The 14,747-nt window shown below is 72.0% G+C and carries 13 protein-coding genes, 1 tRNA gene, 2 pseudogenes and 1 riboswitch; of the genes and pseudogenes, 8 read left to right on the top strand and 8 right to left on the bottom strand.

The window, feature by feature from the left end; genetic code table 11:
• Positions 1–4: 4 nt before the first annotated feature.
• Positions 5–478 carry a hypothetical protein gene (locus AC3DE3_RS12985; RefSeq protein ID WP_488370259.1) on the top strand — a complete coding sequence of 158 codons (474 nt, stop codon included), beginning with the start codon at positions 5–7 and terminating at the stop codon, positions 476–478.
• A gap of 399 nt (positions 479–877) precedes the next feature.
• Positions 878–1,813, top strand: coding sequence for a hypothetical protein (locus tag AC3DE3_RS12980; RefSeq protein WP_488370258.1), 936 nt, complete (start codon positions 878–880; stop codon positions 1,811–1,813).
• 322 nt (positions 1,814–2,135) lie between these two features.
• Here the strand turns inward: AC3DE3_RS12980 and AC3DE3_RS12975 are convergent, their stop codons facing one another.
• Together AC3DE3_RS12975 and cbiT are read right to left on the bottom strand one after the other, a co-directional pair.
• Positions 2,136–2,894 carry a cobalt-precorrin-4/precorrin-4 C(11)-methyltransferase gene (locus tag AC3DE3_RS12975; protein ID WP_488370257.1) on the bottom strand — a complete coding sequence of 253 codons (759 nt, stop codon included), beginning with the start codon at positions 2,892–2,894 and terminating at the stop codon, positions 2,136–2,138.
• A complete protein-coding gene (gene cbiT, locus AC3DE3_RS12970) occupies positions 2,891–4,135 on the bottom strand; it encodes a precorrin-6Y C5,15-methyltransferase (decarboxylating) subunit CbiT (RefSeq protein WP_488370256.1) in 1,245 nt (414 codons plus the stop codon). The genes AC3DE3_RS12975 and cbiT overlap by 4 nt, the downstream gene beginning before the upstream one ends.
• A gap of 75 nt (positions 4,136–4,210) precedes the next feature.
• A riboswitch (cobalamin riboswitch) is annotated at positions 4,211–4,397 on the top strand.
• A 22-nt stretch (positions 4,398–4,419) separates the two neighbouring features.
• Here cbiT and AC3DE3_RS12965 point away from each other — a divergent pair.
• Genes AC3DE3_RS12965 through AC3DE3_RS12955 form a run of 3 tightly spaced genes read left to right on the top strand, consistent with a single transcriptional unit; the run spans position 4,420 to position 8,773 of the window.
• Entirely contained in the window at positions 4,420–6,639 is a 2,220-nt protein-coding gene (locus AC3DE3_RS12965) for a VWA domain-containing protein (protein ID WP_488370255.1), read from the top strand.
• Complete coding sequence (cobO, locus tag AC3DE3_RS12960) at positions 6,639–7,253, top strand: cob(I)yrinic acid a,c-diamide adenosyltransferase (RefSeq protein WP_260486742.1); 615 nt, start codon at positions 6,639–6,641, stop codon at positions 7,251–7,253. The genes AC3DE3_RS12965 and cobO overlap by 1 nt, the downstream gene beginning before the upstream one ends.
• Entirely contained in the window at positions 7,247–8,773 is a 1,527-nt protein-coding gene (locus tag AC3DE3_RS12955) for a cobyrinic acid a,c-diamide synthase CobB (protein WP_488370254.1), read from the top strand. Before cobO ends, AC3DE3_RS12955 begins: the two co-directional genes overlap by 7 nt.
• A 51-nt stretch (positions 8,774–8,824) precedes the next feature.
• Here the strand turns inward: AC3DE3_RS12955 and AC3DE3_RS12950 are convergent, their stop codons facing one another.
• From AC3DE3_RS12950 to AC3DE3_RS12925, 6 genes are all read right to left on the bottom strand, one after another.
• Positions 8,825–9,091, bottom strand: a complete 267-nt coding sequence (locus tag AC3DE3_RS12950) for a type II toxin-antitoxin system RelE family toxin (RefSeq protein WP_488370253.1) — start codon at positions 9,089–9,091, stop codon at positions 8,825–8,827.
• 8 nt (positions 9,092–9,099) lie between these two features.
• On the bottom strand, positions 9,100–9,366 hold the full coding sequence (locus AC3DE3_RS12945) for a type II toxin-antitoxin system Phd/YefM family antitoxin (RefSeq protein ID WP_488370252.1): 267 nt from the start codon (positions 9,364–9,366) through the stop codon (positions 9,100–9,102).
• Between the two features lie 39 nt (positions 9,367–9,405).
• Positions 9,406–10,146 (bottom strand): cobalt-precorrin-6A reductase, encoded by a 741-nt coding sequence (locus tag AC3DE3_RS12940; RefSeq protein ID WP_488370250.1) that lies wholly within the window; start codon positions 10,144–10,146, stop codon positions 9,406–9,408.
• Positions 10,143–11,714, bottom strand: coding sequence for a cobyric acid synthase (locus AC3DE3_RS12935; protein WP_488370249.1), 1,572 nt, complete (start codon positions 11,712–11,714; stop codon positions 10,143–10,145). Before AC3DE3_RS12935 ends, AC3DE3_RS12940 begins: the two co-directional genes overlap by 4 nt.
• 109 nt (positions 11,715–11,823) lie before the next feature.
• Positions 11,824–11,900: transfer RNA gene (locus tag AC3DE3_RS12930), tRNA-Ile, on the bottom strand.
• A 52-nt stretch (positions 11,901–11,952) separates the two neighbouring features.
• Entirely contained in the window at positions 11,953–13,341 is a 1,389-nt protein-coding gene (locus tag AC3DE3_RS12925) for a carboxylesterase/lipase family protein (RefSeq protein WP_488370248.1), read from the bottom strand.
• A 59-nt stretch (positions 13,342–13,400) separates the two neighbouring features.
• Here AC3DE3_RS12925 and AC3DE3_RS12920 point away from each other — a divergent pair, with 59 nt between their 5' ends.
• From AC3DE3_RS12920 to AC3DE3_RS12910, 3 genes and pseudogenes are all read left to right on the top strand, one after another.
• Positions 13,401–13,823 carry a nuclear transport factor 2 family protein gene (locus AC3DE3_RS12920; RefSeq protein ID WP_488370247.1) on the top strand — a complete coding sequence of 141 codons (423 nt, stop codon included), beginning with the start codon at positions 13,401–13,403 and terminating at the stop codon, positions 13,821–13,823.
• 49 nt (positions 13,824–13,872) lie between these two features.
• Positions 13,873–14,218 (top strand): annotated as a pseudogene (locus AC3DE3_RS12915) (dihydrofolate reductase family protein); the annotation flags it as partial.
• A gap of 108 nt (positions 14,219–14,326) precedes the next feature.
• A pseudogene (locus tag AC3DE3_RS12910) lies at positions 14,327–14,747 on the top strand (HNH endonuclease); the annotation flags it as partial.

Here is a 14,747-nt window from a genome sequence, read left to right as displayed (position 1 = left end):
AAGCATGCAGCTGAATCGACTCGTTGCCCATCTGGAGCCCTTGGACACGTCTACGGTGACTGGCATCAAGGGTGTCGCACTGATGATCGACGGGCGACCGTTGGTGGATCACGCTGCAGACGTCGAGAGGGCAGAGATCCGAGCAGGGAAAACGGACGGTCCGGCCGGCTCGTACCTCCCGATGTTTGTCGCGGACGTGAAGGGCCCTGAGCATTTTCTGGGCCGGCCCGAGGTATCGCGCTTCGGCGATGGAGACACCGTTCTGCTGGGGTGCGCCTGCGGGACCTGGGATTGTTGGCCGCTGACGGCACACGTCGAGGTCCGGGATGACGTCGTCGAATGGCACGGGTTCCGGCACGGAGTCAGGGAGTGGGACTACCAAGCACTCGGACCGTTCGTTTTCGACCGTGCGGCGTACCAAGAGCAGTTCGCGGCCATCGATTGGTCCGACACCGGGATCCCTCCAGGCGGGTGGTGAAGGCTCGGCCAGACGCCCCTCAAGCGACCCACTCGCTCCAGGGGGCTTGCACAAAGCCCAGCGCAACGGCGGTTGATCGCTACTGTGGCACTGGTGGGCACTGATCGCGTTGAGATGGCGTTGGATCCAGCAATGATCGGCGCGTTGCTTGGATCCCCCTACTTCCATGCCGGTTTTCGCGCTTTCGCTGACCCTGAAGCTGCAGCGTTGTACCGCTTGACTCCGACTCCCCCACTTCGGGCGGGAGACACCGTCCAGTGGCCCGCTCGAGACGCGCGTACCCGACGACTCCGACAGAAACCACCCTCACTGAGGCCGTTCGGCACCTGGCGCGACTTCGTCCAGCACAGACGACGTCCTCGCCTGTCTCGCCCGTACACCGTGCAGTCCCGCAGTCCCATGCAGCTGGAGCTTCGTAGCCCACGCGGGGCAACAGTGGGCTTCAGGATTGAAAGATCAAGCACCGACAACAACGCGGTGGTCTGGATCGAGTCAGACTTGCCCGACCGGATGACTCGGCTCCTGTTCGCCTATCTCGAGGCCGAAGGACGGGACTGGCAACACTTCCTCCACAGCGGGATCCAGCCCCTCACCCGAGATCCCCACCTCGAATGGGTCCAGGAACATCGAAGTCTGGGTGATGTACACGCGGCCCGTACCGAGAGCACGGTCGAGCTCGCCGGCTTCGACATTCTGCTGCTGATCCGACACCCCGCTCGCACGGACGAACGGGACATCACCTGGACCGAAGTGGCCAGCGCAAATGGTGTGACGATCTCGCCATCATCGTTGTGGTGGGACCTGGCAGTCACCGACGGAAATCCCCCACCTCAAGACCCATACGATGCCTGCGATGACCGCTTCGGGACACCGCTTGAAGGCGCAGAAGGACTTGTCGAGATCGAGGCGCTCTTCGAGGTTCTTGCCGGCCACACATCGACACCCGAGGTGGCGTTCGGCGCGGTCTTCGACACCTCAGGCCTTGCCTGGCATACCTACGGACCAGGCCCCGACCACTCGGTGGCGTACTACACCACCGATCCCACCGCGGCTATCCACCCGGAACTCACCGTTGTCCCTGCCTCCCAGATCTGCTCACCGCTCGTGGAGCTTGGACGCGAGATGCGGGTTCTCGAGACCAAGGTCACCGACATACCCGCGATGACGCGTCTCGCCTCTGACCGCTTCCGCGGCGTCGATGCCCTGTGGCCCGAAGGCCAGGAGTGGCTCTTACTTACCGACATCGACTGGGCATACTCCTTACTCGGTTGCGCCCAGGCCACCGCGGACGCGACCCGCACCGCAGATGGAATCGAGGCTGTCGAGGTCACCTGACCCGACAGGTCCCCCAGCTTGGGCAGCATCCTTGGTGTTGCGACCGGCACCCCAGCGGGACTCGTGCCACAAGTGGGGATATCGACCCTGCGACACAGCGAGAACGCCGCCACCCGCTCCGTCCCGCACGGGTGTACCCCACAGGGGACGTGACTACGCCTCGATGCTGGCGAGCGCAGCTGAAGCCTCTCCGATCCTCGCGGGTCTCGCAGCTGGCGTTCCTGGCGAGCCACGCGGCCCTTCGCCGATACCGTTGCGTCAGTTCGGGCTTCCTGGCGGCCGGAGGCCACTGTCTGTTGCCCGCTGCCTTCGGCCTATCCGTTCAGCCCCGCCGCTTCGACTCTCGCTCCGGGCTCGACGCGTACAACCACGATTCCGCCTCGCCCGGCCGCACCAACGCCGGTCCCACGAGGATCACCGCTGCCTGGCGCAGGCCAGCCGCCTCCACCGCTGCGGCGATGTCAGCGAGAGTGCCGCGCAGCTCCACGCGGTGCGAGCGGCTCGCGTTGGCCACCACCGCCACCGGGCAGTCGGCGCCGTGCGTGGGGATCAGCCGCTCAGCGAGTTCGCGGGTACGGGTGATCGCCAGGTGCAGTACCAGCGTCGCGCCGGTGGCGGCGAAGTTCTCCAGTGACTCCGTCGACGGCATCGCCGTCGACCGAGCCTGAACGCGGGTGAGCACCACCGACTGCACCACCTCGGGAACCGTGAGCTCCACCCCCAGCTCGGCGGCTGCCGCCGCATAGGCGGGAACACCAGGAACCACATCCCACGGAACGCCCGCCGCGTCGAGTCGGCGAGTTTGCTCGGCGAGCGCCGAGTACAGCGACGGGTCACCCGAACAGAGCCGGACCACCTCAAGACCCTCGGAGTGGGCCGCGGTGATCTCCGCGATGATCCCGTCCAGGTCCAAATGCTGGGTATCCATTAGCCGGGCCTCGGGTCGGCAGTGGTCGAGCACACCGTCGTCGAGATAGGTCCCCGCGTACAGGCAGACGTCGGCGGCGGCAAGCGCCGCAGCCGCGCGCAGCGTCAGCAGGTCAGCGGCGCCGGGGCCGGCTCCCACGAAGTGAACGGTCACGAGCTCTCCCCTGTCTCCGAAGTATCAGCCGCAGCGACGAAGGGCTTCGCGGCCGCCCACTGCACCACCGCACGGGCCGGGGCCCAGCCGGTGAATCTGCCGATCGAGTCGGCGTGCTCGACCTGGATCCTTGTCAGCTCCCCGCCGAATTCGGCGCGGGCGTCGATCACCACGCGCTCGGTCTCCAGGGTCACCGCGTGGGCGACCAGCCGGCCGCCCGGCGCGAGCGTGTCCCAACACCGTCGCAGCAGGCCAGGGGCGGTGCCACCCCCGCCGATGAACACCGCGTCCGGCCGCGGCAGACCGTCCAGAGTCTGCGGCACCCGGCCGTGGACGACCTCCAGCGCGGGCACCCCGAGCGCGGCCGCGTTGCGCTCGATTCGCGCCGCCCGCTTGGGATCGGCCTCGAGGGCGATCGTCCGACACGACGGGTGCGCGCGCATCCACTCGATGCCCACCGACCCGGCGCCCGCACCCACATCCCACAAGAGCTCACCGGGGGCCGGTGCGAGCCGCGACAGAGCCGAGGCCCGCAGGTCGCGGCGGGTGAGCTGGCCGTCGTTCTCAAAGGCGTCGTCGGGCAATCCCGGCGCCAGCCCGAGTGGGCGGGCGGAGGAATCGGCCACGCACTCGATGGCCAACACGTGCAGGGCGGGAGCCTCGCGATCGACAGCCCAGTCGCGCGCCGCGCGGGAAAAACGGGCCTCGGCCGGGCCCCCGAGATCGGCGAGCACGGTCATCGCGCTCCCCCCGAAGCCGGCGCCAACAAGCATCGCGACGACCTCTCCCGGCGTGTGCCGGTCGGCCGAGAGCACCAGCACCCGCCGCCCCGGCGCGAGCTCTCGGGGCAGCGCGCGGTGGTCGCGCAGCACCGCCACGGACTCGGCGGGCCACCGCATCCGGGCGCGGGCCAGCGCGACAGAGGACACCGCCGGGAGCACCTCGACCGCGTCCACGCCGAGCAGGTCGATCAGGGTGGTGCCGATCCCGGCGACCAGCGGATCACCCGAGGCCAGGGCCGCGATCGACCGCCCGCGGAACCGCTCGAGGAGCTCCGGCAACCCGTCCCGCAGCGGCCGCGGCCACGGCACCCGTTCGGCCGTCACGTCGCCCGGAATCATCGCCAGATGACGCTCGCCGCCGAGCACCACATCGGCGCCCAGGACGGCGCGACGGCGGGCCTCGTCGAGCCCCGCCCACCCGTCGCCGCCGATGCCGACGACCACCACCCGTGCATTCATGACGCGGAACCCTACCGCGACACCTGAGGCGCCCCGGGACAGGCCGTTGGGCTAGCCTCGGGACCACACAACCGAACAGACCCCACAGCACGAGGTGCCCCACGACCCGCCACAGGCGGGGCGGAGGGGAGAATCAGGGAAGCCGGTGAGAATCCGGCACAGGGCCCGCTACGGTAACCCGGCCTCTCAGGCGATCGCGCCCCGCGCGCACGTCCGAGATGAGCCGGGAAGTCCGGAGACCGGCCTCGCGCTGACCAGCCTGGCAGACGAGAGCGGGAGCCCCCATGCCACTGCACTACCCCTTCAGCGCTGTCGTCGGTTCCGACGACATGGCGCTGGCCCTGACGCTGACCGCGGTGTCCCCGGCGGTCGGCGGCGTGTTGATCCGCGGTGAGAAGGGCACGGCCAAGTCCACGATGGTCCGCGCCCTCACCGGGGTCCTGCCGGAGGTCGAGGTCGTCACCGGCGACCGCTTCTCCTCCGCACCCGAGGACCGCGGCTCCGAGACCCCGGACGGGCGTATCCCCCACGACGCGCCCACCGAGCGGCGGCCGGTCCGCCTGGTCGAGCTACCGATCGGGGTGTCCGAGGACCGCATCACCGGATCACTACACCTGGAGAGTGCGCTCGCCGACGGTGTGACCGTGTTCCAACCTGGCCTGCTCGCCCGCGCGAACCGCGGACTGCTCTACGTGGACGAGGTCAACCTGCTCCACGACCACGTGGTGGACCTGCTGCTCGACGCCGCTGCGATGGGCCGGGTGACCGTGGAGCGCGACGGCATCTCGGTGGAGCACGCCGCGCGCTTCGTGCTGATCGGCACCATGAACCCCGAGGAGGGTGAGCTCCGGCCCCAGTTGCTGGACCGCTTCGGCCTCACCGCGGAGGTGGCCGCACCTCGCGACCCGGAGCTGCGCGCCGAGGTGGTGCGCCGCCGGATCGCGTTCGAGGCGGACCCGGCGGGGTTCGTTGCCGCCCACGCCGCCGACGAGGCCGCAGTGCGCGAGCGGATCGCCGCCGCGCGGCGCGTGCTCGACCGGGTGAGACTGACCCCCTGGGCGCTGTCCACCATCGCCCGGGTGTGTGCGGGCTTCGACGTGGACGGCATGCGCGCCGACATCGTCACCGCCCGCACCGCCGCCGCCCACGCCGCTTGGCAGGGCCGGACCCGGATCACCCGCGAGGACATCCGCGTCGCCGCGCGCATGGCACTACCCCACCGCCGCCGTCGGGCCCCGTTCGATGCGCCGGGCCTCGACGAGGACCTGTTGGAGCGGCTGCTGGGCGACGACGACGAGCCCGATCCCGACCCTCGAGACGAGACCGCGCCGGCCGACGACGCCGAACAGTCGGAGTCCGCAGACGAGTCCGCGTCGGCAGACACCTCGGATGCAGAGTCCGCCCCGGCGCGGGCGTCGGCCGAGGACGCCGGGCACGAGCACCCGTCCGGCCAGGCCGAGCAGACCGAGGACAGCCCCGGCGCTGGCGACGACTCCGGCACCGCGGGCACCGACCAGGCGGACGGCCAATCGGACGACGACGCCGACGGCCGAGCCGACGAGCTGCCCGGCGGACACGCCGCGGAGGACACCCCCGCCGACGCCTCCGGGTCCGACGCTCCCGGGCCCACCCCGCCCGAGCCAGGCACGGTCACCGCGGCCGCGGCGCCGTACCGCACCCGCCTGCTCGCCGTCGCCGGTACCGGCCAGGGCGCGGCCGGCCGCCGGTCGAGGGCCCTCACCACCAGCGGCCGCCGCATCGGCGCGGGCGCGTTCACCGGGTCCGACCTGCACCTGCCCGCCACGATCCGGTCCGCCGCGCCGCAGCAATCCGCCCGCGGTCGCGGAGCCGGCCGCGATGGTGGCCGACTCCGGCTGGCCGCCGAGGACCTGCGCTCGTCCGTACGCGAGGGCCGCGAGACCAACCTCGTGCTGTTCTGCGTGGACGCCTCCGGCTCCATGGCCGCCCGCACCCGGATGGAGCAGGTCAAGACCGCGATCCTCTCCCTACTGCTGGACGCCTACCGACGCCGCGACAAGGTGGGACTGGTGACCTTCCGCGGGGCCGCGGCCCACGTGGCCCTGCCGCCCACGTCGTCGGTCGACATCGCGGCCACTCGCCTCGCGGAACTCCCGGCGGGCGGCCGGACCCCACTGGCGGAGGGACTGATCACCGCTGCTGAGGTCCTGCGCATCGAGGGCGTCCGCGATCCGCGGCGGCGGGCCCTCCTCGTCGTCGTCACCGACGGCCGCGCCACCCACGGCCCGGACGCCCTCGCCAGGTCCCGCACCGCGGCGACCGGGCTGGCCTCCCTCGGCGTGGCCTCGGTGGTGGTGGACTGCGAGACCGGCCGCTTCCGGATGGGCCTGGCCTCCGAGCTCGCCGGGCACCTGGGCGCTGAGCACGTGCCACTGGGCGAGGTCACCGCCGAGGGACTCACCGATACCGTCCGCGCCCGCACCGCGCGCCCCCGGGGCGTCGACCCCCGGAACGAGGTGGCCTGATGCCCAAGGGACAGCCGGAGATCGTGCCCGACGACGGGCTCAGCACCCGGCAACGCCGCAACCGGCCGCTGGTCATGGTCCACACCGGGCCCGGCAAGGGGAAGTCCACCGCCGCGTTCGGCCTGGCGATGCGCGCCTGGAACCAGGGCTGGGACATCGGGGTGTTCCAGTTCGTCAAGTCCGCCAAGTGGCGCATCGGCGAGCAGACCGTCATGGAACGCCTCGCCCGCCTGCACGACGAGACCGGCGAGGGCGGGCCCGTCGAGTGGCACAAGATGGGCTCGGGGTGGTCGTGGTCGCGCAAGGACGGCACCGAGGACGACCACGCCGCCGACGCCGCCGAAGGATGGGCCGAGATCAAGCGGCGCCTCGCCGACGAGCGGCACGACCTCTACCTGCTCGACGAGTTCACCTATCCCATGAAATGGGGCTGGGTGGATGTCGACGACGTGGTCGCCACCCTCGCGAACCGCCCCGGCCGGCAACACGTGGTGATCACCGGCCGCGACGCCGACCCCCGGCTGCTCGAGGTCGCCGACCTGGTCACCGAGATGGGCAAGGTCAAGCACCCGATGGACGCCGGGCAGAAGGGGCAGCGGGGCATCGAATGGTGACCGAGCTGCCGCGCATCGTGGTGGCCGCACCGGCGTCGGGGCACGGCAAGACCACCGTCGCGACCGGCCTCATGGCCGCGCTGCGCCGCACCGGGCTGGAGGTCTCGGGTCACAAGGTGGGCCCCGACTACATCGACCCCGGCTACCACGCCCTGGCCACCGGGCGGCCGGGCCGCAACCTCGACCCGCACCTGGTGGGCGAGGAGCGGATCGAGCCGCTGCTGCTGCACGGTGCCGCCGCGGGTGGGGGCGAGATCGGCGCCCGGCCCGTGGGACGGCCCGCCGACGTCGCGGTGATCGAGGGCGTCATGGGCCTGTACGACGGGCACATCGGCGGCGACGGGTTCGCCTCCACCGCCCACGTCGCCGCGCTCACCGGGACCCCCGTCGTGCTGGTGGTGGACATCTCCCACGCCTCGCGCAGCATCGCCGCGGTGGTGCTGGGGATGGCCTCCTTCGACCCGGCTGTGCGGATCGCCGGGGTGGTGCTCAACAAGGCTGGCTCGGTCCGCCACTCCGACGAGGTCCGACGCGCGCTGGCGCCCCTCGGCATCCCGGTGCTGGGTGTCCTCCAGCGCGACGACGACGTCACCGCCCCCTCCCGCCATCTCGGCCTGGTCCCCGCCGCCGAACGCCCGGAGGCCGCGCGCTCGCTCGACCACCTGGCCGGGAAGGTGGCCGCGTCGATCGACCTGGAGGCCGTCATGCGGATCGCGCGTGAGGCGCCGCCGCTGGCGGGCGAGGCGTGGTCGGCGGGAGCAGCGTTGGGCGGCATCGGCACTGGTGGTGTCGGCGCGGGCCGAGGCACGGCGGTGGATGACCGGGCCCACGAGGTCGACGACGACGAGGTCCGCCCGCTCATCGCCGTGGCCGGTGGCCGGGCCTTCACCTTCCGCTACGCCGAGACGGTCGAGCTGCTCGAGGCGGCCGGCTGCTCGGTCGTGCCGTTCGACCCGCTGGCCGACGAGGCACTGCCCGACACCGCCGCGGGGATCTACCTCGGGGGCGGGTTCCCCGAGGTGCACGCCGCGGACCTCGCCGCCAACGAGCCGATGCTGCGGGCACTGCGCGCGGCGACGGCCGCCGGGACGCCGACCGTCGCCGAGTGCGCGGGCCTGCTCTACCTCTGTCGCACCCTCGACGGTGTCCCCATGGTCGGTGCGGTCGACGCCGACGCGGCCATGGCCCCGCGGCTCACGCTGGCCTACCGCCGGTCGACCGCCGTCGCCGACAGTGTCCTGGCGACCGCCGGCACCGAGGTCACCGGCCACGAGTTCCACCGCACGGCCGTGAACCCGCCCGCCGGCGCGGCGGGCTCGCGCGCGGACGAATCGGGAGCAGCTCCCGCATGGACCAGCAGCGCCGGACCGGAGGGCTTCGTCAGCGGGTCGGTCCACGCGTCCTACCTACACACGCACTGGGCTGGGCATCCGGCGATGGCGGCCCGGTTCGCGGCGCACGCGCGGCGCTTCGCCCGGTTAGCGGGCCGCGGAATGGGCACGGCCGCCGAGTTGGTCTGACTCCGCGACGACGAGCGCGCTGTCCGACGACACCAGCCGCTCAGACCGCGCTCACCGATACACATCCCGTCTGTGCTCGACCCGGAGAACGAGGACCTCTCTGGCGTCGTCGTCGATCCGATACAGGATGCGGTAGGTCCCGCGACGAGCGAAGTACACGCCGGTCAGCTCCCTGCGCAGTTCGTTTCCCGCTCGCCGTGGGTTCGCGATCAGTGGCCCGGTGAGGAATTCGACCACCGCCGCGGCGATGTTCTCCGGAAGGCCCCGCTGGATCGCCCGAGCCGCGGGTGGGGCGACGACGAGCTCGTAGCCCTCCACCGCGCGGCCTACGAGCGGAGGGCCCGGACGGCATCGACGCCGCGCACGACCTCTCCGCGCGCCCGCGCCGCATCGGCCTCCCGGAGATCCCCCAACGCTGACGGGTTGGAGAGGACATCGAGGGTCTCCTCGAGAGCGACGAGATCGTCCGGGCTCATGACCACGGCCACCGGACGTCCGTTCTTGGTCACCGTGACGCGCTCGTGGTGCTTGGAGACACGGTCGACCACGTCGCTGAAGTTGGCCCGGACATCACGGAGCGGCTCGGTAGACATGTACACAATTGTGCCGCGCTTCGCGCGTGGGCGACATCTTCAATCCAGGCTGCTGGCCCACTCCGCGGCGGCTGCGGCACTGTCCACCACGGGCACGCCCGGCGCGGACCCGGGCCGCCGCACCACCACGACCGGCACGCCGAGCTCGTCGGCCACGGCCATCTTCGACCACGTGTGACCGCCGCCCGAGTCCTTGGTGACCAGCACGTCCACGCCGTGGTCGGCGAAGAGCTCACGCTCACCCTCCACCGAGTAGGGGCCGCGGTTCAGCAGCAGTCGCCACGACGCGGGCAGCTCCACCTCCGGCGGGTCCACCACCCTGACGAGCGCGTGGTGCTCGGCGAGCGGGCCGACGAACCTGTCCAGCGACTGCCGGCCGATCGTGAGGAACGGCCGCCGGCCCACGCGGGACGCGGTAGCGGCGGCCTCGTCGTGGTCGTCTACCCAGTGCCAGCCGTCCGCACCGGGGGCGGCGGCCCACCCCGGTCGCTCGAGGCGCAGCAGCGGGACCTCCGCGGCGGCGCAGGCTGCGGCGGCATTGGCCGAGATGCCGGCGGCGAAGGGGTGGGTGGCGTCCACGACCGCGGTCACGCCGGCCTCCGTGAGGTGCCGCCGGAGCCCGTCGATGCCGCCGAACCCGCCGACGCGCACCTCCCCCACCGGCAACCGGGGCCGCGCGACCCGGCCCGCCAGAGACGAGGAGAACCGCAGGCCGCCCTCCTGCAGCAGGACGGCGAGGTCGCGGGCCTCGGCGGTGCCGCCGAGGATCAGCACGCTCATCGGTCCGCCCCCGGCGGCAGCAGCGGCAGCTCCGGAGCACCCGAGCGGGCCAACTCGAGAAGCGCGTCCAGGTCGAGGTGCTCCTCGGCGAGATCGGCCAGCAGGTCGAGCCTCGCCTCGCGGGCCCGCGCGAAACTCACCCCGGAGGCCGGACGCACACGACCCGCGCCGCCGGAGCCCTCCCCCACGCCGCCGGAGCCGCCGACGACCTCGGCCAGCAGAGCCGACCGGAAGCCGTCCGACTCGAGGGTTCCGTGCCACATGGTGCCGAACACGCGGCCCCGCCGGGCTCCGCCGGGGAACTCCTCGTCGTCGTCGACCCGCTGGCCCCCGCCGCCGACGCTCACCCTGCCGTGGTGGATCTCATACCCGCCCACGTCCTCGCCCAGCGCACGTCCGGTGGGCAGTCGCAGGACCTTCTCGGCGCCGAAGCGCGTGGTGGTGGGAAGCAGTCCGAGTCCGGTCACCCGCGCGCCGGGCTCGCCCTCGATGCCGTCCGGGTCGGCGATCTCCCCGCCGAGCATCTGGAAGCCGCCACAAATCCCCAGCACCGCGCCGCCGCGCTCGACGTGGGAGGTGAGCGCCCGGTCGAGGCCCCGGGCGCAGAGCCAGGCGAGGTCGTCGAGGGTGGCGCGGGTCCCGGGGACGACGACGAGGTCCGCCCCCGCGAGGTCGCGGGGCTCCGTGACGTACTCCAGATCGACGTCCGCCTCCAGGCCGAGGGCGTCGACGTCGGTGAAGTTGCTGATCCGCGGCAGACGGATCACGGCCACCCGCAGGGTGGCGGCGGCGTCGGCGGCGCGGGGACCCACCGCGAGGGCGTCCTCCGAGTCCAGCCAGAGGTCGGGATTCCAGGGCAGCACCCCGTGGACCGGCCGGCCGGTGAGGTCCTCGATCTGCCGCAGCCCGGGGGCCAGCAGCGTCGGGTCGCCGCGAAACTTGTTGATGACGAACCCCGCGACCAGCCGCTGATCGGCGGGCTCGAGCAGTGCGACCGTGCCGTAGAGGGCGGCGAAGACCCCGCCGCGGTCGATGTCCCCCACCACGACGACCGGCATGTCCGCGTGCCGGGCCAGGCCCATGTTGACGTAGTCGCTCGAGCGCAGGTTGATCTCGGTGGGACTGCCGGCCCCCTCGCAGATGACGAGCTCGTGGCGGGAGGCGAGGTCGGAGTAGGCGGCGTACGCGGCCTCGGCCAGGTGGGTCCGTCCGTCGACGAAGTCGCGGGAGGACACCGACCCGGCTGGCTGTCCCATCACCACCACGTGGCTGCGCCGGTCGCCGCCGGGCTTGAGGAGCACCGGGTTCATCGCGGGCTCCGGGGCCACGCCCGCTGCGAGGGCCTGGATCCATTGCGCGCGCCCGATCTCGGCGGTGCCGTCCGGGCCTGTGCTGTGCGGACCTGTGCGGCGAGGGGCGGCGACCACCATCGAGTTGTTGGACATGTTCTGGGCCTTGAACGGGGCCACGTTGATGCCGCGGCGAGCGAACGCCCGACACAGCGCTGTGGTCACGACGCTCTTCCCAGAATCCGAGGTCGTACCGGCGATGAGCAGGGAGGCGACCATGGAGATCGATCCTAGTCGGGCGCTCCTGACCCGCCCGACCGGGCCGACCCGCGTCCGAGGTGGGGTCGCGGCGTGGTGGTGGGGCCAGCTGTGGTGATGAGTCGAGCGATGGTGGGGCCAGCGGGGCTCGAACCCGCGACCAGCGGATTATGAGTCCGCGGCTCTAACCAACTGAGCTATAGCCCCCCGCACGCGCCGGGTACGTCACCGGCACGCGCGGCGCAATCGTAGCAAGGCGTCAGGAGCCTCCGGCGGGCCACCAGACTGCGCGGACATCGGCCAGTCCGTCCTCGACGACAGCGGGAGGGTCATCCCACACCTGCACGCGCCTCCCGGGGACCTCGTAGGGCGGGGACCCCGGGTCTCCGGAGCGGACGAAGTCGACCCACGACCGGTGCATCGCGTCGACGAGCTCCGGCGACGCATCCGCTCCGAGGTAGGCCCGCACGTTCGCGGCTTCTGGAACCGACCAGAAGAACGGTAGGTCCGCGCAGTGGACGGCGCCGCGGCCCTCGGACCAGCGGAAGTCGTACACCCAGGTGGGCGCGCCGGCGGCCACCCGGGTCTCCGCCGCCCGCACGACGGTCGAGTGGATGGTCGCGGCGTCGACCACCGCCCCCACCGCCCGTCGCAGCGACTTGCCCGCCGACTGCCTGGCCAGCGCGCGCAGTCCGGTGGTGGGCAGCTCCTGGGACCGCAGGATCATCGCGGCCCCCGGCACCAGCGCCGGCCCGGGGAGGGCCCGGACGACCCCCTCGAACTCCGTGGCCGTGGAGCCGATGAGCAGGGGCAGGGCGAGCCCGGGACCGCTCCCGATGCCCTCCAGGGGCGGGACCGGGACCGTGTCGTCGCCGACCGTCGGGCGGAACGGCATGAGGAAGGGATTGTCCTTGCGCAGGCGCCGGTGGAACTCGTCGACGGCACCCCGGCCGCCGGCGGCCAGTTCCGCCGCGGTCGTGCCCTTGGGGGCCTGAGCGGCAGGCGATCGCAGTACCGCGGGCGACGAGGCGATCCCCCGGTGGAACAGGCCGGCCGCCAACGGCGAGGCGAGCAGGCAGAGCACCGCCCCGCCGCCCGCCGACTGACCCGACACCGTGACCTGCCCGGGGTCGCCGCCGAACGCCGCGATCTCGTCGCGGACCCACTCCAGGGCCATGATCCAGTCCCGCACCCCGCGGTTGTCCGGGGCGTCGGGGAACGCGGTGAACCCCTCGACGCCCAGGCGGTAGCCCACCGAGACCACGACGATCCCGGCGCGCGCGAAGGCGGTCCCGTCGAACCAGGGCTGGTGCGATGACCCGGACTCCCAGCCGCCGCCGTGGATCCACACCAGCACCGGGTGGCCCGCGCCCTCGGTGGGGGCCCACACGTCGACGTGCAGGATGTCCGTGCCGGCGACGATCGGCTCGGGGATCGCCGGATCGGGGTCGAAGCGCAGCCGCTGCGCGGTGGCGGCCGGCCGGGTCGCGTCGCGGACGCCCGGCCACGGTTCGCGACGGACCGGGGCGGCGAACCGCAGGTCGCCGACGGGGTCCTCGGCGTAGGGGATGCCGTAGTAGCGGACCACATCCCCCAGATCGGTGCCCTTGACGCGGCCGGTGGACAGCGCGATCTCGACGTCGGTCATGGCGGCCAGATTAGCCAGGACAGCTGAGATCCCCCGGCGATCCCTGCTACCAAGAGGAGATGACAAGTGATAGGGACCTGATCATCGAGCGTCTGGCCGAAGTGGCCTCAGCGTTGGACTCACGCGACTGGGACGGGCTGGGCGAGCTGTTCACCGAGGCCGCGACCGGGTACGGCGCGACCGGTCGGCAGGCGATCGTCGAGAGGGTCAGGGAGCACCTCGGGGGCTGCGGACCGTCCCAGCACCTGTTGGGCAACCATCGGGTGCAGCTCGCCTTCCACGGGGACGAGGACCGGGCGCGGAGCCTCACGTATGCGCGGGTCCTCCACCTCGGCGCCGGGGACCGGTCCGATCTGTCCTACGAGTGCCTCGGCGAGTACTCGGACCTGTGGACCCGGACGCCGGACGGCTGGCGGATCGACTCGAGGAGGTTCCACATCAGCTTCGACCGAGGCGATTTCCGGACACTCCAACCGGGCTGACCTCCGGACGCCTCCCATGGGAGGCGTCCACGATCTAGGAGGCAACACCATGACCGCCACCTCCACGTTTGACGTCTTCGCCAGCCTCGACGGCTTCGGGTCGTACAACGACAACGGTGATTGGGGCGGCTACTGACGATTCCGGCGTGTTCGACCCCTGGGTCACCCGGATGACCACGCTGCCGACGACGGTGGTGTCAACGACGCTGGATGGTCCCCTCGACTGGCCGGACGCGGCCATCGTCAGCGGAGACGCCGTCGAGGTGGTCGCTCGCTTGAAGCAGCAATCCGACGTGTCGTTGCGCTCGCACGGCAGCTTGTCGATGAACCGGGCGCTGATGGCCGCCGGTCTGGTCGATCGGGTGCAGGTGACGGTGTTTCCCTGGCGCAGTGGGTGGGTACCCGGTTGGGATGAGTGATCGAACGTGATCGAACCCTTGTACTAATGCGCCGGCGCGGGTAATGTCGAATGTAGGTTCGATGCCGGTGGCGGAGGGGGTGGAATGGTGACGACGACGAGTTCGCTGTTCGCCGTACCCGAGCCCCTCGGCATGGTCGACATGGAGGCCGTCAGCGAGGCGGCCCGGGCCGCGACGCTGGCGCAGAACCGTGCCGGGGCCACGCGGCTCGAGGCGGCACACGTCCTGGTCGACCAGTTCGCCCGGTCCGCCCAGGCCCAGGCGGACGAGGGAGGCGCCTGCGCCGGGTCGCGTCGGCCCGCGTACGCCCGGCTGGATCCGGAGGCCCGGGCACGCGATCACCTCGTGGCGGCGTGTCAGCTCACGTGCTGGCACGCCGCGCGGTTGGTGAAGGCCGGGATGCAGATCCACCGGCGGCTGCCCCGTCTGCGATCCACGGTCGACCGCGGTCTGCTGCCCGAGCAGGTGGCGGTCGATATCGCCTGCCGCCTGGCCGAGGTGCCCG

This window comes from Dietzia sp. IBK-p2-16D (genome assembly GCF_057773085.1).
This window is presented reverse-complemented; position numbering and strand designations above follow the sequence as displayed.

Excerpts from the sequence above, each read along its gene's own strand:
- AC3DE3_RS12945 (WP_488370252.1), bottom strand. The coding sequence starts at position 9,366 with ATGTCTACCGAGCCGCTCCGTGATGTCCGGGCCAACTTCAGCGACGTG.
- AC3DE3_RS12985 (WP_488370259.1), top strand. The coding sequence starts at position 5 with ATGCAGCTGAATCGACTCGTTGCCCATCTGGAGCCCTTGGACACGTCT.
- AC3DE3_RS12940 (WP_488370250.1), bottom strand. The coding sequence starts at position 10,146 with ATGAGCGTGCTGATCCTCGGCGGCACCGCCGAGGCCCGCGACCTCGCC.
- cbiT (WP_488370256.1), bottom strand. The coding sequence starts at position 4,135 with ATGAATGCACGGGTGGTGGTCGTCGGCATCGGCGGCGACGGGTGGGCG.
- AC3DE3_RS12920 (WP_488370247.1), top strand. The coding sequence starts at position 13,401 with ATGACAAGTGATAGGGACCTGATCATCGAGCGTCTGGCCGAAGTGGCC.
- AC3DE3_RS12980 (WP_488370258.1), top strand. The coding sequence starts at position 878 with ATGCAGCTGGAGCTTCGTAGCCCACGCGGGGCAACAGTGGGCTTCAGG.
- AC3DE3_RS12935 (WP_488370249.1), bottom strand. The coding sequence starts at position 11,714 with ATGGTCGCCTCCCTGCTCATCGCCGGTACGACCTCGGATTCTGGGAAG.
- AC3DE3_RS12925 (WP_488370248.1), bottom strand. The coding sequence starts at position 13,341 with ATGACCGACGTCGAGATCGCGCTGTCCACCGGCCGCGTCAAGGGCACC.
- AC3DE3_RS12965 (WP_488370255.1), top strand. The coding sequence starts at position 4,420 with ATGCCACTGCACTACCCCTTCAGCGCTGTCGTCGGTTCCGACGACATG.
- AC3DE3_RS12955 (WP_488370254.1), top strand. The coding sequence starts at position 7,247 with ATGGTGACCGAGCTGCCGCGCATCGTGGTGGCCGCACCGGCGTCGGGG.
- cobO (WP_260486742.1), top strand. The coding sequence starts at position 6,639 with ATGCCCAAGGGACAGCCGGAGATCGTGCCCGACGACGGGCTCAGCACC.